This window comes from Streptomyces plumbidurans, assembly GCF_019857225.1.
Taxonomy (GTDB): domain Bacteria; phylum Actinomycetota; class Actinomycetes; order Streptomycetales; family Streptomycetaceae; genus Streptomyces; species Streptomyces plumbidurans.
Genome location: NZ_JAFJSY010000010.1, coordinates 204,345 through 226,265 on the forward strand (window position 1 = coordinate 204,345; position 21,921 = coordinate 226,265).

At 70.0% G+C, this 21,921-nt stretch carries 23 protein-coding genes, 3 tRNA genes and 1 pseudogene; 19 read left to right on the top strand and 8 right to left on the bottom strand.

What is annotated here, in order from left to right; genetic code table 11:
- Nucleotides 1–4 precede the first annotated feature (4 nt).
- The 5 genes from JYK17_RS09555 to JYK17_RS09575 all read left to right on the top strand — a co-directional run bounded on the left by JYK17_RS09555 (nucleotide 5) and on the right by JYK17_RS09575 (nucleotide 5,010).
- A complete protein-coding gene (locus JYK17_RS09555; RefSeq protein ID WP_222810179.1) occupies nucleotides 5–1,579 on the top strand; it encodes a complex I subunit 4 family protein in 1,575 nt (524 codons plus the stop codon).
- The gene (locus JYK17_RS09560) at nucleotides 1,576–3,096 is read left to right on the top strand and encodes an NADH-quinone oxidoreductase subunit N (protein ID WP_222810180.1); all 1,521 of its coding nucleotides are present in this window, start codon (nucleotides 1,576–1,578) and stop codon (nucleotides 3,094–3,096) included. Before JYK17_RS09555 ends, JYK17_RS09560 begins: the two co-directional genes overlap by 4 nt.
- A 229-nt stretch (nucleotides 3,097–3,325) precedes the next feature.
- The gene (htpX, locus tag JYK17_RS09565) at nucleotides 3,326–4,189 is read left to right on the top strand and encodes a zinc metalloprotease HtpX (RefSeq protein ID WP_108014564.1); all 864 of its coding nucleotides are present in this window, start codon (nucleotides 3,326–3,328) and stop codon (nucleotides 4,187–4,189) included.
- Entirely contained in the window at nucleotides 4,186–4,578 is a 393-nt protein-coding gene (locus JYK17_RS09570) for a YccF domain-containing protein (protein WP_016437686.1), read from the top strand. The genes htpX and JYK17_RS09570 overlap by 4 nt, the downstream gene beginning before the upstream one ends.
- A gap of 111 nt (nucleotides 4,579–4,689) precedes the next feature.
- Nucleotides 4,690–5,010, top strand: coding sequence for a hypothetical protein (locus tag JYK17_RS09575; protein WP_222810181.1), 321 nt, complete (start codon nucleotides 4,690–4,692; stop codon nucleotides 5,008–5,010).
- A 156-nt stretch (nucleotides 5,011–5,166) separates the two neighbouring features.
- On the opposite strand, the gene JYK17_RS09580 is transcribed toward JYK17_RS09575, so the two are convergent.
- Nucleotides 5,167–6,417, bottom strand: coding sequence for an APC family permease (locus tag JYK17_RS09580; protein ID WP_222810182.1), 1,251 nt, complete (start codon nucleotides 6,415–6,417; stop codon nucleotides 5,167–5,169).
- Between the two features lie 199 nt (nucleotides 6,418–6,616).
- Here JYK17_RS09580 and JYK17_RS09585 point away from each other — a divergent pair, with 199 nt between their 5' ends.
- The gene (locus JYK17_RS09585; protein WP_108014567.1) at nucleotides 6,617–6,883 is read left to right on the top strand and encodes a GlsB/YeaQ/YmgE family stress response membrane protein; all 267 of its coding nucleotides are present in this window, start codon (nucleotides 6,617–6,619) and stop codon (nucleotides 6,881–6,883) included.
- A 122-nt stretch (nucleotides 6,884–7,005) separates the two neighbouring features.
- Here the strand turns inward: JYK17_RS09585 and JYK17_RS09590 are convergent, their stop codons facing one another.
- Nucleotides 7,006–7,494: a YajQ family cyclic di-GMP-binding protein gene (locus JYK17_RS09590; RefSeq protein ID WP_108014568.1), complete on the bottom strand. Its 489-nt coding sequence runs from the start codon at nucleotides 7,492–7,494 to the stop codon at nucleotides 7,006–7,008.
- Between the two features lie 244 nt (nucleotides 7,495–7,738).
- Between JYK17_RS09590 and JYK17_RS09595 the strand changes: the two genes are divergently transcribed.
- Nucleotides 7,739–7,820: transfer RNA gene (locus tag JYK17_RS09595), tRNA-Tyr, on the top strand.
- Between the two features lie 163 nt (nucleotides 7,821–7,983).
- Here JYK17_RS09595 and JYK17_RS40445 read toward each other — a convergent pair.
- Both JYK17_RS40445 and JYK17_RS09600 read right to left on the bottom strand, forming a co-directional pair.
- A pseudogene (locus JYK17_RS40445) lies at nucleotides 7,984–8,208 on the bottom strand (site-specific integrase); the annotation flags it as partial.
- Between the two features lie 37 nt (nucleotides 8,209–8,245).
- Nucleotides 8,246–9,013 (bottom strand): class I SAM-dependent methyltransferase, encoded by a 768-nt coding sequence (locus JYK17_RS09600; RefSeq protein ID WP_234547953.1) that lies wholly within the window; start codon nucleotides 9,011–9,013, stop codon nucleotides 8,246–8,248.
- A 204-nt stretch (nucleotides 9,014–9,217) separates the two neighbouring features.
- On the opposite strand from JYK17_RS09600, the gene JYK17_RS09605 reads away from it, so the two are divergent.
- On the top strand, nucleotides 9,218–9,403 hold the full coding sequence (locus JYK17_RS09605; protein ID WP_222810183.1) for a hypothetical protein: 186 nt from the start codon (nucleotides 9,218–9,220) through the stop codon (nucleotides 9,401–9,403).
- A 117-nt stretch (nucleotides 9,404–9,520) separates the two neighbouring features.
- On the opposite strand, the gene JYK17_RS09610 is transcribed toward JYK17_RS09605, so the two are convergent.
- Nucleotides 9,521–11,935 (bottom strand): MFS transporter, encoded by a 2,415-nt coding sequence (locus JYK17_RS09610; RefSeq protein WP_222810184.1) that lies wholly within the window; start codon nucleotides 11,933–11,935, stop codon nucleotides 9,521–9,523.
- Between the two features lie 208 nt (nucleotides 11,936–12,143).
- On the opposite strand from JYK17_RS09610, the gene JYK17_RS09615 reads away from it, so the two are divergent.
- Together JYK17_RS09615 and JYK17_RS09620 are read left to right on the top strand one after the other, a co-directional pair.
- A complete protein-coding gene (locus JYK17_RS09615) occupies nucleotides 12,144–12,515 on the top strand; it encodes an NUDIX hydrolase (RefSeq protein ID WP_108014571.1) in 372 nt (123 codons plus the stop codon).
- Between the two features lie 63 nt (nucleotides 12,516–12,578).
- Nucleotides 12,579–12,791 (top strand): hypothetical protein, encoded by a 213-nt coding sequence (locus JYK17_RS09620; RefSeq protein ID WP_108014572.1) that lies wholly within the window; start codon nucleotides 12,579–12,581, stop codon nucleotides 12,789–12,791.
- Nucleotides 12,792–12,827: 36 nt separating this feature from the next.
- Here JYK17_RS09620 and JYK17_RS09625 read toward each other — a convergent pair whose 3' ends face one another.
- Together JYK17_RS09625 and JYK17_RS09630 are read right to left on the bottom strand one after the other, a co-directional pair.
- The gene (locus JYK17_RS09625) at nucleotides 12,828–13,484 is read right to left on the bottom strand and encodes an NAD(P)H-binding protein (RefSeq protein ID WP_108014622.1); all 657 of its coding nucleotides are present in this window, start codon (nucleotides 13,482–13,484) and stop codon (nucleotides 12,828–12,830) included.
- Between the two features lie 200 nt (nucleotides 13,485–13,684).
- Nucleotides 13,685–15,028, bottom strand: coding sequence for an amidohydrolase family protein (locus JYK17_RS09630; protein ID WP_108014573.1), 1,344 nt, complete (start codon nucleotides 15,026–15,028; stop codon nucleotides 13,685–13,687).
- 420 nt (nucleotides 15,029–15,448) lie between these two features.
- Between JYK17_RS09630 and JYK17_RS09635 the strand changes: the two genes are divergently transcribed.
- The 8 genes from JYK17_RS09635 to JYK17_RS09670 all read left to right on the top strand — a co-directional run bounded on the left by JYK17_RS09635 (nucleotide 15,449) and on the right by JYK17_RS09670 (nucleotide 20,455).
- A tRNA-Thr gene (locus JYK17_RS09635) sits at nucleotides 15,449–15,521 on the top strand.
- A gap of 46 nt (nucleotides 15,522–15,567) precedes the next feature.
- Nucleotides 15,568–15,640: transfer RNA gene (locus tag JYK17_RS09640), tRNA-Met, on the top strand.
- A 90-nt stretch (nucleotides 15,641–15,730) separates the two neighbouring features.
- Entirely contained in the window at nucleotides 15,731–15,895 is a 165-nt protein-coding gene (gene rpmG / locus JYK17_RS09645) for a 50S ribosomal protein L33 (RefSeq protein WP_003948671.1), read from the top strand.
- Nucleotides 15,896–16,024: 129 nt separating this feature from the next.
- Nucleotides 16,025–16,477: a MaoC family dehydratase N-terminal domain-containing protein gene (locus JYK17_RS09650; RefSeq protein ID WP_108014574.1), complete on the top strand. Its 453-nt coding sequence runs from the start codon at nucleotides 16,025–16,027 to the stop codon at nucleotides 16,475–16,477.
- Nucleotides 16,478–16,484: 7 nt separating this feature from the next.
- Nucleotides 16,485–16,913: a MaoC family dehydratase gene (locus JYK17_RS09655; RefSeq protein ID WP_108014575.1), complete on the top strand. Its 429-nt coding sequence runs from the start codon at nucleotides 16,485–16,487 to the stop codon at nucleotides 16,911–16,913.
- A 166-nt stretch (nucleotides 16,914–17,079) separates the two neighbouring features.
- Entirely contained in the window at nucleotides 17,080–17,649 is a 570-nt protein-coding gene (locus tag JYK17_RS09660; protein ID WP_206660188.1) for a TetR/AcrR family transcriptional regulator, read from the top strand.
- Nucleotides 17,650–17,782: 133 nt separating this feature from the next.
- Nucleotides 17,783–19,225, top strand: a complete 1,443-nt coding sequence (locus JYK17_RS09665; protein WP_108014576.1) for a DHA2 family efflux MFS transporter permease subunit — start codon at nucleotides 17,783–17,785, stop codon at nucleotides 19,223–19,225.
- 174 nt (nucleotides 19,226–19,399) lie between these two features.
- Complete coding sequence (locus tag JYK17_RS09670; RefSeq protein ID WP_128802695.1) at nucleotides 19,400–20,455, top strand: UDP-N-acetylmuramate dehydrogenase; 1,056 nt, start codon at nucleotides 19,400–19,402, stop codon at nucleotides 20,453–20,455.
- A 33-nt stretch (nucleotides 20,456–20,488) separates the two neighbouring features.
- On the opposite strand, the gene JYK17_RS09675 is transcribed toward JYK17_RS09670, so the two are convergent.
- Nucleotides 20,489–21,121, bottom strand: a complete 633-nt coding sequence (locus JYK17_RS09675) for an NAD(P)-dependent oxidoreductase (RefSeq protein WP_222810185.1) — start codon at nucleotides 21,119–21,121, stop codon at nucleotides 20,489–20,491.
- 106 nt (nucleotides 21,122–21,227) lie between these two features.
- Between JYK17_RS09675 and JYK17_RS09680 the strand changes: the two genes are divergently transcribed.
- Nucleotides 21,228–21,839: a TetR/AcrR family transcriptional regulator gene (locus JYK17_RS09680; protein WP_222810186.1), complete on the top strand. Its 612-nt coding sequence runs from the start codon at nucleotides 21,228–21,230 to the stop codon at nucleotides 21,837–21,839.
- Nucleotides 21,840–21,921: the final 82 nt, after the last annotated feature.

A 21,921-nucleotide genomic window follows, 5' to 3' on the forward strand; every position in this document is an offset into this window, starting at 1 on the left:
AGGCGTGATCGATATCAGCGAGTCCGTGATGCAGTTCCTTCTGGCGTTGATCGTCGTCGTGCCGCTTCTCGGTGCGCTCGCCGCGCTCCTGCCCGCCCCGCCCGGGCTGAAGGGGAAGTCGCCCGAGCAGGCCGTGCTGCGGCACGGCGTGACCGTCACCGCAGCGGTCCTCATCGCGGCGATCGTCCTCGCGCTCGGCTTCGACCACGACCACCCGTCGAAGATGCAGGCCACGACCGACATCAGCTGGATCCCCGCACTCGACGTGCGGGTCCACCTCGGCATCGACGGCATCTCCCTCCCCCTTCTGGTCCTGACCGCGCTGCTGACCTTCCTCTGCGCGCTCTACTCGTACTTCAAGATGCCCGCGGGCCCGACCCCGAAGGCCTTCGTCGCACTGCTGCTGGTCCTCGAGTCCGGCACGCTCGCGAGCTTCGCCGTCCTCGATCTGCTGCTGTTCTTCCTCGCGTTCGAGATGGTGCTCATCCCGATGTACTTCCTCATCGCCCTCTGGGGCGGCGAGGGCAGGACCCAGGCCGCCTGGCGGTTCATCCTCTACACACTGCTCGGTTCGGTCGTCATGCTGCTCGGCCTGCTCCTGATCGGGATCAAGGCCGGCACATTCGACATGGTGGCACTCGCCACTGACAACGGCCGGTCGCTGACCGCATCTGTGCAGGTCATCGCAGTTCTGGCGATCGGGCTCGGGCTCGCGGTCAAGACGCCGATGTGGCCGCTGCACAGTTGGCTGCCCGACGCCCACACCTCCGCGCCGACCGTCGGCTCGGTCCTGCTGGCAGGCGTACTGCTGAAGATGGGTACGTACGGGTTCGTCCGGATCATCCTGCCGATCGCGCCGCACGGCTTCCACACCTTCGCGCCCTACCTCGCCGCCTTCGCCGTCGTCGGGATCATCTACGGATCCCTCGCCTGCCTGTCCCTCGCCAAACAGGGCGCGAAGGGCGACCTCAAGCGCCTCATCGCCTACTCGTCCGTCGGCCACATGGGCTTCGTCCTGCTCGGCATCGCGACCATGACGCCGACCGGCGTGAACGGCGCCCTGTTCGCCAACATCGCCCACGGCCTCATCACCGGACTGCTGTTCTTCCTGGTCGGCGCGCTCAAGGACCGCACCGGCACCACCGACCTCGACAGCCTCGCCGACAAGACCGGAGCCGCCCTCTACGGCAAGGCGCCACGCCTCGGTGGCCTGCTCGCCTTCGGAGCGGTCGCTTCGCTGGGTCTTCCCGGCCTGGCCGGCTTCTGGGGCGAGATGCTCGCCCTGTTCGGCGCCTTCAAGCCCGCCGACGACCTCAGCCGTCCCGCCTTCCTCACCTTCATGGCGATCGCGGCCTTCGGCACCCTCCTGACAGCCGCGTACATGCTCGTCGTGGTCCGCCGCGTCTGCATGGGCGCCGTACCGCAGGAAGCGTCGCAGCTCGCCGACGTCCACACGTACGAGTTCGCGGCCTGGACCCCGCTCGTCGCCCTTACCGTCGTCGCCGGGCTGTGGCCCAAGGCCCTCCTGGGCCTGACCGATCCGGCCGTCCAGCAGCTGTTCGCAGGAGGCGCCCGATGAGTTCCCTGGCCCAGCCGCTGGCCGCGAACCTCATCCAGTCCGTCGACTGGCTCGCCGTCGCGCCGCCGACCGTCGCCGCCGTGGTGGCGATCGCGGTGCTCGTCGCCGACCTGTTCGTACCGGAGGCGCGCAAACCCCTCCTCGGCTGGATCTCCGTCGCGGGCCTGGCCGCCGCCGCACTGATGCTCCTGCCACTGCTCGACGGCGACCGCAGCACCTTCTGCGTGCACGGCACGCACGCGTGCAGCTACACGGCCGACCGCTTCACCCTGGTCGTCCAGTTCCTCGTACTCGGCGGCGCCCTCCTGTCCGCCCTCCTGTCGGTCACCGCACTGAAGGACGCCGACAAACAACTCCCCGAAGGGGAGTACTGGTTCCTGCTGCTCTCCTCCGCGGCCGGAGCCGCCCTCCTGCCCGCCTCCCGCGACCTCGCGACCCTCATCGTCGCCCTGGAGGTCGCCTCCCTGCCCGCCTTCGCGCTCGTCGGCCTGCGGCACGGCGACAAGAAGTCCTCCGAAGCCGCCCTGAAATTCTTCCTGTCGTCGGTCACCGCGACCGCCGTCAGCCTCATGGGCATCAGCTTCGTGTACGCCTCCACGGGCACCCTGTACCTCACGCAGGTCGCCGACCGCATCCAGCACGTCGACAGCCAACTGCACACCCTCGCGCAGACCGGGGTGGCCCTCACCCTCGTCGGCTTCGCCTTCAAGACGGCCGCCGTGCCCTTCCACTTCTGGGTCCCGGACACCTACGTGGGCGCCCCCCTGCCGATCGCCGCCTACCTCTCGGTCGTCGGCAAGGCGGTCGGCTTCACCGGCCTGATCCTCGTCACCGTCATCGCCTTCCCGTCGTACGCCGACGTCTGGGGCCCGGCGCTCGCGGCCCTGGCCGCGCTCACCATGACGGTCGGCAACGTCGGCGCTCTGCGCCAGCAGGCCACGCGCGCGTACAGCGCGGTACGCCTGCTCGCCTGGTCGTCGGTGGGCCAGGCCGGCTACCTCCTCGTACCGATCGCCGCTGCCGCCTACTCCGACGACGCCGAGCACTCCATCGGATCCACGCTCGCCTACGCCCTGATGTACGCGGCCGTGAACCTCGGTGCCTTCGCGGTGGTCGCCCTGGTGGGCCGCACCAGGCGCGCGAACCGCATCACGGACTACCGGGGCCTGTACGCGAAGAACCCGCTCGCCGCCCTCGTGATGGCCTTCTTCCTGCTCTGCCTGGCCGGACTTCCCCCAGGTATCATCGGCCTGTTCGCCAAGGTCACGGTGTTCTCGGCGGCGGTCGACGCCGGACTCGGCTGGCTGGCCGTGATCATGGCCGCCAACGTCGTCATCGCGCTGTTCTACTACCTCCAATGGACGGCCCTGCTGTTCCGCGCCCCCGAGGGCGAGCCCGTCCAGCACCGCCTCCCGGCGCCGCTCACCGCGGCCATCACCCTCACCGGCGTCCTCGGCGTCGCCCTGTCCGGAGCACCACAGCTGATCCTGCGCTTCGCCGACACAACCCTCTTCTGAGCCGACAACGGGCTTGTCCCGGGCCGCCGCGCCGACTGCTCGGCGCCGCCGTCACCCGGTCGGCCCACCGACGGCACGGTACGCACAAGGGAACTAGTGGCTCTCGCCTGGCGTTGACCAGTACGGGAGGGTCCACTGGACGTGTCGCCACGGCACCGGTGGCACCCGAGACAGCGAGCAAGATCTGCAAGCAAAGGGTTCCCCTGCTGCACCATTTGGAGGGCGTACCGTGCACCGCCGGCACAACGGGCTAAGGACCGCAGTACTCCTCGGGGGACTGTCCGCCCTCATCATCGTCATCGGCAGTTTCTTCGGCCGTACGGGGCTCGTCGTCGCGGTTGTGATCGCTCTGGGCACGAACGCGTACGCGTACTGGAACAGCGACAAACTGGCACTGCGCGCGATGCGGGCCCGCCCGGTCAGTGAATTCGAGGCACCTGCCCTCTACCGCATGGTCCGCGACCTCTCCACCCAGGCCCGCCAGCCCATGCCGCGCCTGTACATCTCCCCGACAGAGGCACCGAACGCCTTCGCGACAGGCCGCAATCCGCGCAATGCCGCCGTGTGCTGCACGGAAGGCATCCTGCGCATCCTGGACGAGCGCGAACTGCGCGGCGTCATCGGCCACGAGCTCAGCCATGTCTACAACCGCGACATCCTTATCTCGTCGGTCGCGGGCGCCCTCGCCTCCGTGATCATGTTCCTGGTCAACTTCGCATGGCTGATCCCCGTCGGCCGCTCGGACGACGACGACGGTCCCGGCATCCTCGGCATGTTGTTGATCATGATCCTCGGCCCGCTCGCGGCCACCCTCATCCAACTGGCCATCAGCCGTTCCAGAGAGTACGAGGCCGACGCGTCCGGCGCGCAGCTGACCGGCGACCCCCTCGCGCTCGCCAGTGCGCTGCGCAAGCTCGAAGCAGGCACCAAGCAACTGCCGTTGCCGCCCGAGCCGCGCATCGAGTCCGCCAGCCATATGATGATCGCGAACCCCTTCCGGCCGGGCCAGGGGCTCTCCAAGATGTTCTCGACACACCCGCCGATGGCGGAGCGCATCTCCCGGCTCGAGAAGATGGCAGGTCGACCCCGGTGAAAACCATCCTGAACGTCATTTGGCTCGTCCTGAGCGGCTTCTGGCTCTTCCTCGGATACATGGCCGCGGGCCTGCTGCTCTGCATCACGATCATCGGCATCCCGTTCGGCATCGCTGCCTTCCGTATCGGGGTCTACGCCCTGTGGCCCTTCGGGTACACGACGGTCGAGCGCCGCGACGCCGGTGCGCCCTCGTGCATCGGCAACGTGCTGTGGCTGATCCTCGCGGGCTGGTGGCTGGCGATCGCGCACATCGTCACGGGCATCGCCCTGTGCATCACGATCATCGGCATCCCGTTCGGCATCGCCAACTTCAAGCTCATCCCAGTTTCCCTGCTGCCGCTCGGCCGCGAAATCGTGCGGACCGACGAGCCGTTCGCGACTCGCTGACCAGCCCGGCGAAGGCGCAACCCGGACCCTCATCCAACTCCCGGTTTCCCACAGCCCGGTAGTTGTCCACAGGCCGGCCCGACTGTCAGTGCGGCCTTGCATCATGAACCCATGAGCGAGAACGAGCAGTTGCCGGCACGGGTCGTGGCCAAGGCCCACAACACCCGTGCATGGGGCCGGCCTTCACTTACGGCGCGGGCCGACGCGCCCACCCTGGCCCGCGCCGAGGCCACCCTGGGCTTCACCCTGCCTCCCCTGCTCGCCGACCTCTGTCTGAGCATGGGCGACGGCGGATTCGGCACGGACTGCGGCCTGTTGCCCCTGCCGATATGCCGAGCCGAACGAGGAGGTGGAGACGGCCCGTTGGCCCGACTTCCGCATACGTACTTCGGGCGCAGCGCGAGCGTCCTGACGGCCGCGAGACGGCCGTAACGGCCGCGAGATGGGCCGTACGTCGTCGCAGCAACTGCCTGCCTTGAGCCGCGGCTCACCCGCTGCCGCCGTTCACCCGCCCCGGCAGTCTGCCCGCCCCAGCCATTCACCCGCTCCAGCCAAGAACCCGCTGCGGCCGTTCGCCCGTCCGATCCGCTACCGCGCGGCAACCCATCGGCGTACGCCATAGGCGATCACGCCCACCGCCAGTACACCCGCGCCTACCACCACCGACAGCACCGGCAGCGAGAACGCCAGCACCACGCACCCGAGGAGTCCCAGGGCCGGCAGCACCCGAGTTGTCGGTGCCGGGTTCAGCGTCCAGGCCGAGGCGTTGGCCACGGCGTAGTAGGCCAGCACACCGAAGGAGGAGAACCCGATCGCGCCTCGCACGTCCACCGTGGCGGCCAGGACCGCAACCACCACGCCCACAACCAGTTCGGCCCGGTGCGGCACCTGGAAACGCGGATGCACGGCCGACAGCACACCGGGCAGATGCCGGTCGCGGGCCATGGCGAGCGTCGTGCGCGAGACGCCCAGGAGCAGAGCGAGCAACGAACCAAGCGCGGCCACGGCGGCGCCGACCCGTACCACCGGTACCAGCCCCGGCACCCCGGCGGCGCGCACGGCGTCGGCCAGCGGAGCGTCGGCGTGCCCGAGACCGCCGGCCCCCAGCACAGAAAGGACAGCCACCGCCACACACGCGTACACCGCCAGCGCGATGCCCAGAGCCAGGGGGATCGCACGAGGGATGGTGCGCGCCGGATCCCGTACCTCCTCACCGAGCGTCGCGATCCGCGCGTACCCGGCGAACGCGAAGAAGAGCAGCCCGGCCGCCTGCAGCACTCCGCCCGCACCACCCGAGGCCCCGGCGTCCAGGCGCCCGACGTCGGACGCCCCGGATCCCAGACAGACGACCACGACGAAAGCGAGGACGGCGAGGACCACTGCCACGATCACCCGCGTGACCCAGGCGGACTTCTGGACACCGCCGTAGTTCACCGTGGTCAGCACCACCACGGCCGCGACCGCCACAGCGTGCGCCTGCCCGGGCCAGACGTAAGCCCCCACGGTGAGCGCCATCGCCGCGCAGGAGGCGGACTTTCCGACGACGAACGACCAGCCGGCGAGGTAGCCCCAGAACGGGCCGAGCCGCTCGCGCCCGTACACATAGGTACCGCCCGAGGCCGGGTACAGGGCGGCCAGGCGGGCCGACGCGATGGCGTTGCAGTAGGCGACGACCGCGGCGACGGCGAGGCCGAGCAGCAGGCCGGACCCGGCCGCGCGAGCCGCGGGCCCCGGAGCGGCGAAGATGCCGGCTCCGATCATCGAGCCGAGCCCAATGACGACTGCATCGCCGACGCCCAGCGTGCGCCGCAGCGCGGAGGCAGAACCGGTGGGTGCCATGGCCCGCACGTTACTGATCACTGCAACCGAAAAGTGCCGTCGTGACGTCCTGTTCACCGACAGGGCAGGGACAGGGCCGGGGTAAGGCAGGTACCAGACAGGTACCAGGCAGGAACAAGCGCGCGGCACACAGCGGATCTTGACCGAATGCTCACTGTCCGGAAAGTGCAGGCACAGCGCGGAGGGGCAGGTTGACGGCATGACCATCATCAGCTGGATCGTTCTGGGGCTGTTGGCCGGAGCCATCGCCAAGTTCCTGCTGCCCGGCCGTGACCCGGGCGGCCTCATCGGCACGACCCTCATAGGCATCGCCGGCGCGTTCATCGGCGGCTGGATCTCGGCCCGCTGGCTTGACCACCCGATCGCCAAGAGCTTCCACGACGGCGCGACGTGGGCCGCGGCGATCGGAGGCTCGTTCGTCCTCCTGGTCGCCTACCGCCTCCTGTTCGGCAACTCGCGCCACTGAGCACGATCGAGCACGCCCCCGGACCGCAGCCAGCAGGCGAGAAGGGTGGGCACCCACCAGGTGCCCACCCTTCCTCGTGACCGTTCGATCGGCGACGGCGGCCGTCGCCATGAATCAATGGCTCACCGGTAGTTCACGAACTGCAGCGCAAAATCGAAGTCCTTGCCCTTCAGGAGGGCGATCACGGTCTGCAGGTCGTCGCGGCTCTTGGAGCTGACCCGCAGTTCGTCACCCTGCACCTGGGCCTTGACGCCCTTGGGGCCCTCGTCGCGGATGATCTTCGCCACCTTCTTCGCGTTGTCCTGGGAGATACCCTCCTCGATCGACGCGAAGATCTTGTACTCCTTGCCCGAGAGCTGCGGCTCGCCCGCGTCCAGGGCCTTCAGCGAGATCCCGCGCTTGATCAGCTTGGACTGGAAGACGTCGAGAACGGCCTTGACCCGGTCCTCGGAGTTCGCCTCCATCAGGATCTTGTCGCCGGACCACGAGATCGAGGCACCCACGCCCTTGAAGTCGTAGCGCTGCGAGATCTCCTTGGCGGTCTGGTTGAGGGCGTTGTCGACCTCCTGCCGCTCGACCTTCGAGACGATGTCGAAACTGGAGTCGGCCATGTCCTGTGGCTCCTTGTATCGGTTTGTATTGGTGCGTAAACGGAGTGCGTACGGATGCGTATCGGCGTACGTGGGGGCGGGCGCCGCGCCCGGCGTGATCCCGGGCCGCATCCGCACAAGCCTAGCCACCCGTCGTCCCTGGAGCGCAGATCAATCGGGTGGCGAAGCACCCCTCGGCATCGGGTATTGTTTACGTCGTTGCCAGGGAGCACCGCCAAAAAGCGGTACGACCGGCAGCAACCCCGGCGGTGTGCCCGAGCGGCCAAAGGGAGCAGACTGTAAATCTGCCGGCTCAGCCTTCCCAGGTTCGAATCCTGGCGCCGCCACACGATCAAAATGGTCTGTGACCAGCAGCGATGCTGGCCGCAGGCCATTTTGACGTACTGGGGGACAGGCGCTTCGATTTGACCGCCTTGTCTCACTGTGTCTCACCCTGAATCGCGTGCTGACCAGTCAGTGTGGGGCAGGCGTGGGGCAACTTTCCGGCTTCTACCTGCCGTCTCTCAGTGCCGCTTCGATCCGAGCGTTCGCCGTGGCGGCGGCGCCGTCGAGGCACTTGGCATAGACCCGGAAGAGAACGGCCACGCTGTGGCCGGCGCGTGCGGCGACCACCTGTGGTTCAACGCCAGAACTGAGCCATGTGGAGACCGCGGCATGGCGAAGGTCATAGGGTCGCTTGGCCAGTTGTGACGCGCACTGAGCAGGCGTGAGAGCTCCTCCAGCACGCGAAAGAAGTCCTTCGCGAATGGGCTCACTCGGTGCGCTGTCCGACGCGGAGGACGCTCAGATAGCGGCGTGATACGCGGTCGCCCATCCGCGTGCGGATGCGCTCGGCCACGGCGTCGAGCAGGGGCTCACGGACGTCGCGATCGAGCTTGCGGTACAGCGACAACGAGCGAAGGTGATCGGCGAAGCCTTCTCCGTCGAACCACTGGACGGTCGGATACCAGCGCACGATCGTCGGGCCGAACAGTCCGCCGGGATCGTCGACCAGGCCCCAACCCTCATCCGTGGAGCGCACCTCGTCCTCCAGGGGAGGATGACCCCAGTCGGGGTTCCCGGGGCAGAACTGCTCATGGAGATCGGCGGTCTCGGCGTACACCTCCGGCTCTCCCGGCCGGCGGACGACGACGTGGCCGATCAGTGCCATCCAGCCCCTGGGGCGGAGCACGTCGTGCGCCCGCTGCCAGCCGATCGACGGGTCGACCCAGTGCCACGACGACGCAGCCACGAGAGCATCGAAGCGTCGACCGCGGTCGTCCCACTCCTCGAATGTCGACGTCTCGATGGTGACGTCAGGGAAGGAGGCGATCCGTTGGCGAGCGAGTGCGGCCATGTCTGCGCCCGGCTCGACGGCGGTCACCGAGCATCCGAGTGCTGCCAGCGAGCGCGTCGCCTGACCGGTACCGCAGCCCACCTCCAGTACCGACGAGCTTTCGGCCACGCCGGTAATGGCGACAAGGTCCGCGAACAGTTCGTCGGGGTATCCCGGCCGAACCCGGTCGTAGAGCTCCGGCACCTCGTTGAAGACCCGTCCGAGGTCGGGTGGATTCGGGCGCATCTTCGGAGCGTCAGTCACGAGTGCACAAGCTATGAGGGTCATCCACGGGACGCCACTGGTTTGACGGCAACTCCTCTACAGCGCCAGGCCCGGCCCCCAGGGCCGTCTTCGCGTTGATCGGACGATCCGGCGTGCCGACTGATCGATATAGGGCATTTGCGGATGAACCTCTCGTCACCTTATGTCACCTGCACGACGACCGAACAGAACGTCGACGTGCAGGGTCAATCCGGGTTCCAGAACGGACTGGAGGGCAACGCGCCCAACGCCAGCGGCTCGCCCGGCGCGCAGACCACCAATGTCGGCTCCGGCCTGGGATGCAACGACACCATCACCCTCGGCAGCTAGCGCATCCGGGTCCCGGCGCCGAGCCGCACGCTCGGCGCCGGGACGAGGACGAACCGGACGCCGTCATCGGCCGTGGGGTGGTACCGGCCGTGGGGTGGTACCGGCCGTGGGGTGGAACTACTCGGCGCTGTGCGCGAGTTCGATGTCGTGGGCGTTCGGGCCGGTGTTCGACACGGTGACCGGGGCCGCTTGGGGCGGGTAGCCCGTCGCTATGACCGTGTAGGCGCCGCTGTCCAGGTCGGTGAAGGCGTAGGCGCCGTCGTGGCCGGTCCTCGTCGTGGCGACGACGTTGCCCGCGGCGTCGACCAGGGTCACGCGGGCGTCGCTGAGCGGTGCGCCGGCTCCGCGTACCGTGCCGCGCACATGGACGCCGGGGTGCAGTTCGACCTCGATACGGGTGGTGCCGGCGCCGCCGATCTCGACGGGCAGGGCCAGCGGGCGGTGCTTGGGGGAGTTGACGGCGAGCGTCACCGTCCCCGGCACCAGATCGGTCACCGTGAACTCGCCCAGTACATCGGTCCGTCCGGTGGCGAGCACGTCCCCGCGCACATCGGTGACGATCACCACGGCCTCGGCGACCGGCGTTCCGCTGTCGGCCGACCGCACCAGTCCCGCGAGGGTGCTCGTACCGCCGAGCAGGACGTCGTACGAGACCGGTCCGTCGGCGACGACGAGTGTCGAGGCCTGTGGCTGGTAGCCCTCGGCGGAGGCGATCAGGACGTAGGAGCCGGTGGTGGGCGCGCCGACGCCGTACGAGCCGTCGCTCCGGGAGACCGACCGGCTCAGTTGCCGGCCGCCGAGTGAGATGAGGGTGACCGCGGCCGCCGCGACGGGGGCGCGGTCCGCACCCAGGACGCGACCGGTCACCGCGATTGCGCCGCCTGACGCGGGCAGTACGCCGCCGGCGTCACCGCTCGTCCCGGGCAACGCGCCGCCGGCGTCACCGCTCGTCCCGGGCAGCGTGCCGCCGACGGCACCGCTCGTCCCCTCGGGCTCGACGGACGCCGCGACGGCCTGCACCGACGTACCCTCGCCGGCCTCCCCCGAGACCCCGACCTCTCCGGCGCCTGCGCCTGCGCCTGCTCCTGCTCCCGCCCCGGCCCCCGCCGGCACCCCATGCCGCGGAATGAACGACGCCACCACGAACGCCAGCAGTGCCGCGCCGCCGCCCACCGCCAGCACTGTCTTGAAGCCGTTCTCCGAGGGCAGCGGGGCCCCGCCCAGGTCGGTGGTCATCTGCGAGAGGATGACGCCGGCGACGGCGCTCGCGGTGGACGTACCGATGGAACGCATCAGGGTGTTGAGGCTGTTGGCCGCGCCCGACTGGGACGGCGGCACGGCGCCCATGATGAGGGCGGGCATCGCGCCGTAGGTGAAGCCGATGCCGGAGCCGATGACGCAGGACACCAGTACGAACTGCCAGACCTCGGACATCAGCACGATGTTGAGGCCGTAGCCCGCCGCCACGATGAGGGAGCCGAGCATCAGGCTGGCCTTGGGGCCCTTGGCCCTGGAGAGCGCGGCGGAGACGGGGGCCACCGCCATCATCACCAGGCCGGACGGGGCCATGACCAGGCCCGCGATGAGCAGGGACTTGCCCAGGCCGTAGCCGGTCGCCTTGGGCAACTGCAGGAGCTGCGGAAGCACCAGGGACATCGCGAACATGCCGAAGCCGAGCGCGATCGAGGCGAGGTTGGTGACCAGCACCTGGCGGCGCGCGGTGGTGCGCAGGTCGACCAGCGGCTGGTCGGTACGCAGCTCGTACCAGCCCCACAGCAGCAGGATCACGACGCAGGCGCCGAACAGACCGAGCGTGGTGCCGCTGCCCCAGCCCCAGTCGCCGCCCTTGGAGATCGGCAGCAGCAGGCAGAGCAGGCCCGCCGCCATGCCGAGTCCGCCGACGACGTCGAACCGTCCGCCCGTACGCACCTTCGACTCGGGCACGACGAACAGCACCAGCAGCAGGGCCACCACACCCAACCCCGCCGAGCTCCAGAACAGGACGTGCCAGTCGAAGTTGTCGGCGATCAGCGCCGACAAGGGCAGCCCGAGCGCGCCGCCGACGCCGAGCGAGGCGCTCATCAGGGCGGTGGCGGAGCCGAGCCGTTCGGCGGGCAGTTCGTCCCGCATGATGCTGATGCCGAGCGGGATCACGCCGCTGGCCGCGCCCTGCAGCGCCCGCCCGACGATCATCGGGACCAGCGAGTCGCTGAGCGCGGCTGTGACGGACCCCGCGATCAGCAGCACCATGCTGGTCAGCAGCATGCGGCGCTTGCCGTACATGTCCCCCAGTCGCCCCATCATCGGCACGGCCACGGCGGCGGCCAGCAACGTGGCCGTCACGGCCCACGCGGCGTCGGACGCCGGGGAGTTCAGCAGCTTCGGCAGCTCCGGGACGATCGGGATCACCAGGGTCTGCATCAGCGAGACCACGATCCCGCCGAAGGCCAGGACCGCGACGACGGCGTTGGCCCGCGGCGCCGCGGTCACCACCCCGTCGTCGTCGCCGGGTCGGGAAACAGCGTGGGACATGGACCGGGCCTCCGTGTACATCGGGCAGGGGATGAGGGCAGAAAGCAGAGGGCAGAAAGCAGAAGACAGGGAGCAGAAGACAGGGAGCAAGGGGTATTGGGCGTGGGGGGGCATCGGGCGTGGGCGCGCGACAGCCCTAAGCTAAGTCAGTTGATTGACTTAAGCAAGGCGCGTCCCGGCGTCTGGGCCCGCCCCGTTGGGGGCGCTCATGATCCGGCGCTCCGACAACGGTCGTTGGGCACTGCCGGGAGGCGGCCACGACGTGGGGGAGTCCATCAGCGACACGATGGTTCGCGAGGTCCGGGAGGAGACCGGAATCGAGGTCGAGGTCCTCGGCCTCTCCGGGATCTACACCGACCCCGGCCATGTGATGCGCTACGACGACCGCGAGGTCCGCCAGCAGTTCAGCATCTGCTTCCGGGCGCGCCCCACGGGCGGGGAGCTCCGCACGAGCGACGAGACCACCGCCGTCCGCTGGGTCGACCCGGCCGACCTGCCCGCCCTGGACGTCCACCCGACGATGCGCCTGCGCATCGAGTACGCCAGGGACGGCTCGCGTACGTCCCCCTACATCGGCTGACACCGACCGTGGTGTACGTCCGCCCCACGCACAACACGCCCCCCAGCGGGGCACACTGACTGCATGTCCACTCGTCGCAGACGCTGCCCCGAATGCCGTCGCGAGATCGCCGTCGTCGCCGGACGGTTCGCGCGGCACGACCCGCCCGGCGCGCGCGAGAACGGCGTACTCGTCTCCTGTCCGGGCTCCCGCCGACAGGCCGGCCCCGACGCGACCCAACCATCGTTGGACGGCTACGTCGTCCCCGAAATCCCGGGCCAAATGCCCCTGTTCTAGCGGGTGTTCGTCCCCCGGCTGCAGCTCGCCGCCCCGTCAGTTCCCGGCGACCGACTTCACGGCCACCGACACCGGCGCCGACCCGCTCACCAGCTCCAGGGTCAGACCGGCCGTCGCCGGTGACTCCACCAACTCCGCCAGTACGGCGGCCACATCGTCCCGCGGGACGGGGCCGCGGCCCGTGTGGGCCTCCAGTCGTACGAGACCGGTTCCGGCGTCGTTCGTCAGCATCCCGGGGCGCAGAATCGTCGCGTCCAGGGCGTCCTGGCTCCGTACATAGGCGTCGGCCTCACCCTTGGCGCGCAGATACGCGTCGAAGATCTCGTCCCCCTGGTGCGCGGGGTCGGCGCCCATCGACGAGACGACCACGTGCCGTCGTACGCCCGCCCGAATCGCCGCATCCGCAAACAGGATCGCCGCGCCCTTGTCCACCGTGTCCTTGCGCGCCACGGTGCTGCCCGGGCCCGCGCCCGCCGCGAACACCGCCGCGTCGGCGCCCGCCAGATGCGCCGCCACCTCCTCGACCGAGGACGACTCCAGATCGAGCAGGACCGGTTCGGCACCGGCCTCTCGCAGATCGTCGCCCTGCTCGGCGTGACGGATGATCCCCGCTACCTCGTCTCCGCGCGCGGCGAGCAGCCGCTCAAGCCGTAGCGCGATCTGACCATGACCACCAGCGATGACAATGCGCATGTCTTCGACCGTACGCCCGGACCGCCGCATCCGCCGCACGACTTGAGCCGCGAACCAGTGCACTCCCGCACGACTTGAGCCGCGAACCAGTCCACGCCGCAACCAGCCCACGCTCGCAACCAGTGCACGCCGCAACCAGCCCATGCACGCAACCAGTGCCCGCCCGCAACCAGTGCACGCCCGCAAACTGAGCACCTGCGTCACGAAAGCTCCCCCCGCCCCTGCCGAGGCAACCCCAGTTCCGCCGCGGCGGCCGAGTTGCAGTACTCCCGTACCGCGCTCGTCCGCGCCACCACCCGCCCCCGATGGATCACGATGCGGCTGTAGGCCAGGGACAGCGCGCCCTCCAGCCGGTCCCCGCGCACGGCCAGGAGCTCGGCGGGGAAGCCCGCCTCCAGGCGCACCTCGGGCAGCCCCATCACCGTGCGCGCCGTCGAACTCACGGCGTCGTAGGCGTCCTCGGGCCGCAGCCCGTAGCGGGAGGCCAGCAGGTATGCCGCCTCCAAGGGGTCCCCGCGCCCCACCGGGTTCGACAGGTCGCGCAGCGCGCCGCTGCCCGCGGCCACCCGCACACCGGCCGCCCGCAGCATCCGTACCGGAGCCGTCTCGCGCCGATCCGTGGCGCCGCAGCCGCCCTGCGGCAGGCACACCACCGTCACCCCGGCCGCCGCGAGCTGGTCCGCGGTGCGCCGGGCCGCCTCTGCGGGCATCCGGGCGAGGTCGCCGCACGGGCCGAGCGTCACGCCGGGGCGCAGCCCGCCGGCCATCGCGGCGAGGCGGGCGAGCCGGGCGGGGTCTGCGGCGTCGGTGTGCAGGTCGACGGAGCAGCCGTGTTCGGAGGCGACCTCGAGGACCGCCTCCACGTACCCGATCGGATCCGGGTCCAGGTCCGGGCAGCCACCCACCACGGACGCGCCCATCTTCAGCGCGTCCCGCAGCATCGCCAGCCCGTCCGCCCCGGCCGCACCGGTCAGCAGCCGCGGCACCGCAACCGTCGTCAGTTCCGTCAGCCCGCGCAGCGAACGCCGCGCCTGCAGTACGGCGGCCAGCGCGCCCAGCCCCTGCACGTCGCCCACGCGCACATGCGCCCGCAGCGCGGTCGCCCCGTGCCCCAGCTGCAGCAACGCCGCCTCCGTGGCCCGGCGCTGGACGTCCCTCGGCTCGTACGAGGCCGGCCCGTCGCCCTCGGCCGACAGCGCGGTGTCCAGGTGCGTGTGCGGGTCGGCCGGGGCCGGCAGCAGCAGATAGCCGCTGAGGTCCACGCGCGCGCCGCGGCCCTGCGGTCCGCCCGCGACCAGGCTGCCCGCCGTACCGACCGCCTCGATACGCCCGCCGCCCAGCCGTACGTCCACCGTCCGACCGTCGGTCAGCCGAGCCCCGCACAGCAGCAGAGTGGCCGGGTCGACTCCGTTGCCCGGAGAAGCCGGAGGCCCCGACGGGCCGGGAGAGCCCGCAGAACCAGCAGGGCCCGAGGCCCCCGGCGTACCCGACGACGAGGACGAGGACGAGGACCACGAGTGGGGCGGCGGCTGGCTCTCGGGCATCGCGCTCCAGGTGCTCGGGGGACTGGTGCTCGGGGACTGCGTGCCAGGGCGCAAGATCACGCAGAGTGAGTCGAGCCTAGGGCGGCGATCCGCTCGTGTCGGGGAGGAGCGCAATAGTCGTACCGGTGTGGTCCGCCGTACCGAAGAGGCCGCAGTGGCCCGTGGGAGAGCAGGGCGACGGACCTGGGCAGGAGCCGGAACCATCCCCGAGCGGAGGCCGGAACAGAACCCGAGCGGAAGCCGGAACATAACCTGGGCGGAAGCAGGAACCGGACCTGCGGGGAAGCCGGAACAGAACCAGGACGAAAGCCGGAACCGCACCAGGACCGGAGCCGGAACCGGCCCTGGAACAGGCCGGGACGGGGGCCGCGAAACGGATTTGGGCGAACGGCGGCGGAGCGTGTAATGTCTTCATCGCTCGCCCCAATAGCTCAGTCGGCAGAGCGTCTCCATGGTAAGGAGAAGGTCAACGGTTCGATTCCGTTTTGGGGCTCTGGTGTGTGAGGTTCCCGTCGCGAGGCGGGAACGGATCGCATCACAGCGGTGTAGCTCAGTCGGTAGAGCAAGCGGCTCATAATCGCTGTGTCACCGGTTCAAGTCCGGTCACCGCTACTGACAGTAGCCGATTGCGGGGTCGGTCCTTCGATCGGCTACTCTTTCTTGCGTTGAACAAGTCCATCCGTTCGTCTTAGGAGCACTCACGTGGCTGCCACCGACGTCCGCCCGAAGATCACGCTGGCCTGCGTGGAGTGCAAGGAGCGGAACTACATCACCAAGAAGAACCGGCGTAACAACCCGGACCGTCTTGAGATGAAGAAGCACTGCCCGCGTTGCAACGCGCACACCGCGCACCGCGAAACGCGATAAATCAGGCTCGTACGCGAGGCCGCTCCCAGCCGGGGGCGGCCTCGCGTCGTTTCAAGCCGGGGGCGGCTTCGCGTCGTTTGGAGCGGCATCCCCGGGCATCGACAGCCACACACCAGGAGGTGCCGAGCCATGGCGCTCGACCAGTCCTTCGTGGGGCGGAGCTACCCGCCCACCGAGCCCTACGAGGTGGGCCGGGAGAAGATCCGTGAGTTCGCGGAAGCGGTGGGGGACCCCAACCCGGCGTACACGGACCCGGAGGCGGCCAAGGCGCTGGGCCACCCCGATGTGATCGCACCGCCGACCTTCGTCTTCGCCATCACCTTCAAGGCCGCGGGACAGGTCGTCCAGGACCCACAACTCGGCCTGGACTACAGCCGCGTCGTGCACGGCGACCAGAAGTTCGCCTACGTCCGCCCGGTGCGCGCCGGCGACCGGCTCACCGTCACCTCGACCATCGAGGCCGTCAAGTCCATGGCGGGCAACGACATCCTGGACATCCGCGGCGAGGTCCACGACGAGGCGGGCGAGCATGTGGTCACCGCGTGGACGAAGCTGGTCGCCCGCGCGGCCGAGGAGGCGTGAGGAACCGATGACGGCGAAGATCGCTTACGACGGCGTCGAGGTCGGCACCGAACTGCCCGCCCAGACCTTCACTGTGGATCGCGCCACACTCGTCCGGTACGCGGGTGCCTCCGGGGACTTCAACCCGATCCACTGGAACGAGAAGTTCGCCAAGGAGGTCGGACTGCCGGACGTCATCGCGCACGGCATGTTCACCATGGCCGAGGCGATCCGGGTGGTCACCGACTGGACCGGCGACCCGGGTGCGGTCGTCGAGTACGGCGTCCGCTTCACCAGGCCCGTCGTCGTCCCGAACGACGACCAGGGCGCCACCATCGAGGTCAGCGGCAAGGTCGCCGCCAAGCTCGACGACAACACGGTCCGCGTGGACCTCACGGCGACGAGCGCAGGGCAGAAGGTGCTGGGGATGTCGCGGGCGGTCGTACGGCTGGCCTGAGCGGCGAACGCATCTCATCCGGTGCCGGTGAGTGAGCCGGTGTAAGGGGCGTCCTCCATTGCGGGGCGCCCCTTACGCGACTGAGGCCCCCTGTCCGCACCAACGGCTGAACCCGCTGCAGCGTTCCCCCTTGACGTAGTTAGTGATTGAGCACTAACTTACTCGCATGGTCAGGATGAGCGCAGAAGAGAGGCGCGAGAGCGTCATCCGTGCGGCGACCGCGGAGTTCGCCCGCGGCGGCTACTACGGCACGTCGACCGAGGCGATCGCCAAGCGGGTCGGTGTTTCGCAGCCGTATCTCTTCCGTCTCTTCCCGGGCAAGAAGGCGATCTTCCTCGCGGCGGCCCAGCGGTGCGTGGAGGACACCATCCGCACCTTCGAGCAGGCCGCCGAGGGGCTGGAGGGCGAAGAGGCCCTGCAGGCCATGGCGAACGCGTACACCGAGGTCATCACGGAGCGGCCCGAGCGGCTGCTGATGCAGATGCAGATGTACGTCACCGTGGCCGCCGCCGAGCAGGCCGGTGACCATGAACTCGGCGAGGAGGTGCGGGCGGGCTGGATGCGGCTGTGGGACACGGTGCATCTGCCGCTCGGTGCCGACGTCGAGGAGACGACGTCGTTCATGGCGCACGGCATGCTCATCAACTGCCTGCTGGCGATGGGCTTTCCGCCCGAGCACCGGGTCTGGGAGGGGCTGTATCCCGAGGCGCGGCTCAAAGGGCGGCTGGGGAAGTAGCCGGCGCGGTCCATTGCGCAAGACGGTCCGCGCGCAGGGGTGTCGTGAACGCCTTTTCATGCCCATGAAAGTTAGTCATCAATAACTAATTCGATAGCTGATTCGACAACACCGATCACCCGCTGGGGGAGCGATGTCACAGCAGACAGAACGTCACGGGGGAACCGTCTGGGCCCTCGTCATCACCAGCGTCGCCGGATTCATGGCGGCCCTCGACAATCTCGTCGTCACCACCGCACTGCCCTCCATCCGCAAGGACCTCGGCGGGGCGCTGGGCGACCTGGAATGGACGGTGAGCGCGTACACCCTCACCTTCGCCGTCCTGCTGATGTTCGGCGCCGCGCTCGGTGACCGGTTCGGCCGCCGCCGGCTCTTCCTCGTCGGCATCACCGTCTTCACCGGCGCCTCCGCAGCCGCGGCCATGGCGACCGGCATCGACTCCCTCATCGCCGCCCGCGCGGTCCAGGGCGTCGGCGCGGCGATCATGATGCCCCTGACGCTCACCCTGCTGACCGCCGCCGTGCCCGCCGCCAAACGCGGGATGGCGTACGGGATATGGGGAGCCGTCAACGGCCTCGCCGTCGCCTCCGGACCGCTGATCGGCGGCAGCCTCACCGAGCACGTCTCCTGGCACTGGATCTTCTGGCTGAACGTCCCGCTCGGCATCGCCCTGCTGCCGCTCGCCCGGCTGCGGCTGGCCGAGTCCCACGGCACCGGCGCCCCGCTCGACGTCCCCGGCACCCTGCTCGCCAGCGGCGGCCTCTTCGGGATCGTCTACGGCCTGGTCCGCGGACCCGCCGACGGCTGGACCAGCCCCCTGGTGCTGACCGGCCTGTTCACCGGCGGCGCGCTGCTCGTCGGGTTCGTCCTCTACAGCCTGCGCGCCAAGAACCCCATGCTGCCGATGCGGCTGTTCCGCTCCCGCGCGTTCTCCGGGATCAACGCCGCGAGCCTGCTGATGTTCCTCGGGATGTTCGGCTCGATCTTCCTGCTCAGCCAGTTCATGCAGGGCGTCCTCGGCTACTCGCCCACCGAGGCGGGCCTCAGGATGCTGCCCTGGACCGGTATGCCGATGCTGGTCGCGCCCGTCGCCGGCATCCTCTCCGACCGCATCGGCGGCCGCCCCGTCGTCGCCGCCGGACTGTTCCTGCAGGCCGCGGGTCTCGGCTGGATCGCCACGGTGGCCACGACCGGCGTCTCCTACGGCGCCCAGCTGCCCGGCCTGATCCTCAGCGGCATCGGCATGGCGCTGTACTTCGCCCCGGCCGCCAACCTGGTCATGTCGAGCGTCCACCCCAAGGAGCAGGGCATCGCCTCCGGCGCCAACAACGCCCTGCGCGAGGTCGGCGGCGCACTCGGCATCGCGATCATGTCGTCGATCTTCGCCGCACAGGGCGGCTACGAGTCCGGACAGGCCTTCGTCGACGGCCTCAGGCCCGCCCTGGTCACCGGTTCCGCCGTCGTCGCGCTCGCCGGGTTGGCCGCCCTGCTCATCCCGACCCGACGGCGCGCCGCACAGCTCGCGAAGGCGTCCGAGCAGCCTTCGGAACCGGCGCTGGAAACGGCGTCCCACTGACCACGGCCACTGACCACGGCCACTGACCACGGCCACTGACCAAACCGACCGAGCCACAACACCCAGCACGCGCGCGTACGGCCCCGTCCACCCCGGCGGGGCCGTACGCGCGCGTGGCGGGCCTTCGGGTGAGGGCCGGTCGGGGTGTCGGTGGCGTCTCGTAGTCTTGGGCGCGTGCAGGAACTCCACGACGCCCCCCTCGCCCCGCTGACCACCTTCCGGCTCGGCGGCCCCGCGACCCGGCTGCTCACCGCGACGACCGACGCCGAGGTGATCGCCGCCGTCCGCGAGGCCGACGACACCGGTACGCCACTGCTGCTGATCGGCGGCGGCTCGAACCTGGTCATCGGCGACAAGGGCTTCGCGGGCACCGCCCTCGTCATCGCCACCAAGGGCTTCGAGCTCGAAGGCACCCGCCTGGAGCTGGCCGCCGGAGAGGTGTGGACGGACGCCGTCGCCCGCACCGCCGAGGCCGGGCTCGCCGGCATCGAGTGCCTGGCCGGCATCCCGGGCTCGGCCGGCGCGACCCCGATCCAGAACGTGGGGGCGTACGGCCAGGAGGTCTCCTCCACCATCACCGAGGTCGTCGCCTACGACCGCCGTACCCACGAGACGGTCACCCTCCCGAACGCCGACTGCGCGTTCTCCTACCGCCACAGCCGCTTCAAGGCCGACCCCGAGCGGTATGTCGTGCTCCGCGTCCGCTTCGAACTGGAGGACGCGGCCGGCCTGTCCGGACCCGTCCGGTACGCGGAGACGGCCCGCGCCCTCGGTGTCGAGCCCGGCGACCGCGTGCCGCTGGCCGCCGCCCGCGAGACCGTGCTGAAGCTGCGCTCCGGCAAGGGCATGGTCCTGGACCCCGAGGATCACGACACCTGGTCGGCCGGTTCCTTCTTCACCAACCCGATCCTCACCGACGCGGAGTTCGCCGCCTTCCACGCGCGCGTGCGAGAGCGGCTCGGCGACGACGTGATGCCGCCCGCCTACCCGGCCGGGGACAGCCACACCAAGACCTCCGCCGCGTGGCTGATCGACAGGGCCGGCTTCAGCAAGGGCTACGGCAGCGGGCGCGCCCGTATCTCCACCAAGCACACTCTCGCCCTCACCAACCGGGGCGACGCCACCACCGAGGACCTGCTCGCACTCGCCCGCGAGGTCGTCGCCGGCGTCCACGATGCCTTCGGCATCACCCTGGTCAACGAGCCGGTGACGGTCGGCGTCAGCCTCTGACCCAGGCATCCGTACGGCCCGTACGGACGAGGGTCAGTACGCGACGCCCACCCCCTGCTTCACCGTCCCCGGGTCCCCGGCCATCGCCAGCATCGCGTGGGCCACGTCCGCGCGCCCGATGAACCGGCCCTTGGCCGGGAAACCGTCGACCACCGTCCGGTACACCCCCGTGAGCGGCTTGTCCTGCAGCCGCGGCGGCCGCACCGACGTCCAGTCCGTGGCGCTGCGAGCCAACTCGCCCTCCATCTCGGCCAGATCGGCGTACACGTCCTTCAGCAGGGCGGAGATCATCCCGCGTGCGGCACGGTCGAGCAGCCCGTTCCCCTCGGGCGCGGGCCCGACCGGCGCGGCGCTCACCACGAGCAGCCGCCGCACCCCCTCGGCCTCCATGGCGCCCAGGACCGTACGCGTGAGCCGGGCCGCGACGCCCGCGTCCTTGCGGCTGCGCGCGCCGAGCCCGGACAGGACCACGTCCCGCCCGGCCACCGCGGGACGCACCGACGCCGGGTCGGCCAGGTCGTCGCGGACCACCTGAAGACGCTCGCCCGTCGCGGACAGCCGTGCGGGATCCCGTACGACCGCCGTGACCTCGTGCCCGGCCTCCAGGGCCTGGCGCACGATCTCCCGGCCGATGCCGCCGGTGGCGCCGAAAACGGTGAGTTTCATGGTTACTCCCGTGCTCGCAGTTGGTGGGTGAGTATTCACTCACCCCTGCCTCCCACTAGAGTGGGTAAGTACTCACCCACCCGTCAAGTCCGAACGGATGTATGCCATGGAGACGAAGCCCGCCCGGGTCCGCATCCTCGATGCCGCCCACGAGCTGATGCTCACCGTCGGGCTGGCCCGCACCACCACCAAGGAGATCGCCAGGGCGGCGGGCTGCTCCGAGGCGGCGCTCTACAAGTACTTCGCGAGCAAGGAGGAGCTGTTCATCCGGGTCCTGACGGAGCGACTGCCCCGCCTGACACCCCTGCTCAGCAGCCTCGCCGCCGAGCCCGGCCAGGGCACCCCGGAGGAGAACCTCACCGAGATCGCCCGCCAGGCCGCCCTCTTCTACGAGCAGAGCTTCCCGATCGCCGCCTCCCTGCACGCCGAGACCCAGCTCAAGCGGCGGCACGACGACGCGATGCGGCAGATGGGAACGGGCCCGCACAAGCCGATCCAGGGACTGGACGCCTATCTGCGGGCCGAACAGGAACTCGGCCGCATCCGCGCCGACGCCGACACCTTCGCCGCCGCCTCCCTGCTCCTGGGCGCCTGCGCCCAGCGCGCGTTCGCCTACGAGGCGACGGAGACCGGCGAGCTGCCGCCCGTCGACGACTTCGCCCGCCGCCTCGCCCGGACCCTGACCGCCGGAATCTGCGCTGCCGACGGCCCGGCGTGACCGCGAGGCTGGGGGCATGACACACCACGCCTCGCCGGACGGCCATATCGCTCAACCCGCCGCATGCGCCTGAGACTTCACG

Coding starts and splice junctions, on each gene's coding strand:
- JYK17_RS09560 (WP_222810180.1), top strand. CDS start 1,576: ATGAGTTCCCTGGCCCAGCCGCTGGCCGCGAACCTCATCCAGTCCGTC.
- JYK17_RS09575 (WP_222810181.1), top strand. CDS start 4,690: ATGAGCGAGAACGAGCAGTTGCCGGCACGGGTCGTGGCCAAGGCCCAC.
- JYK17_RS09580 (WP_222810182.1), bottom strand. CDS start 6,417: ATGGCACCCACCGGTTCTGCCTCCGCGCTGCGGCGCACGCTGGGCGTC.
- JYK17_RS09585 (WP_108014567.1), top strand. CDS start 6,617: ATGACCATCATCAGCTGGATCGTTCTGGGGCTGTTGGCCGGAGCCATC.
- JYK17_RS09590 (WP_108014568.1), bottom strand. CDS start 7,494: ATGGCCGACTCCAGTTTCGACATCGTCTCGAAGGTCGAGCGGCAGGAG.
- JYK17_RS09605 (WP_222810183.1), top strand. CDS start 9,218: ATGAACCTCTCGTCACCTTATGTCACCTGCACGACGACCGAACAGAAC.
- JYK17_RS09610 (WP_222810184.1), bottom strand. CDS start 11,935: ATGTCCCACGCTGTTTCCCGACCCGGCGACGACGACGGGGTGGTGACC.
- JYK17_RS09615 (WP_108014571.1), top strand. CDS start 12,144: ATGATCCGGCGCTCCGACAACGGTCGTTGGGCACTGCCGGGAGGCGGC.
- JYK17_RS09620 (WP_108014572.1), top strand. CDS start 12,579: ATGTCCACTCGTCGCAGACGCTGCCCCGAATGCCGTCGCGAGATCGCC.
- JYK17_RS09625 (WP_108014622.1), bottom strand. CDS start 13,484: ATGCGCATTGTCATCGCTGGTGGTCATGGTCAGATCGCGCTACGGCTT.
- JYK17_RS09630 (WP_108014573.1), bottom strand. CDS start 15,028: ATGCCCGAGAGCCAGCCGCCGCCCCACTCGTGGTCCTCGTCCTCGTCC.
- JYK17_RS09650 (WP_108014574.1), top strand. CDS start 16,025: ATGGCGCTCGACCAGTCCTTCGTGGGGCGGAGCTACCCGCCCACCGAG.
- JYK17_RS09655 (WP_108014575.1), top strand. CDS start 16,485: ATGACGGCGAAGATCGCTTACGACGGCGTCGAGGTCGGCACCGAACTG.
- JYK17_RS09660 (WP_206660188.1), top strand. CDS start 17,080: ATGGTCAGGATGAGCGCAGAAGAGAGGCGCGAGAGCGTCATCCGTGCG.
- JYK17_RS09665 (WP_108014576.1), top strand. CDS start 17,783: ATGTCACAGCAGACAGAACGTCACGGGGGAACCGTCTGGGCCCTCGTC.
- JYK17_RS09675 (WP_222810185.1), bottom strand. CDS start 21,121: ATGAAACTCACCGTTTTCGGCGCCACCGGCGGCATCGGCCGGGAGATC.
- JYK17_RS09680 (WP_222810186.1), top strand. CDS start 21,228: ATGGAGACGAAGCCCGCCCGGGTCCGCATCCTCGATGCCGCCCACGAG.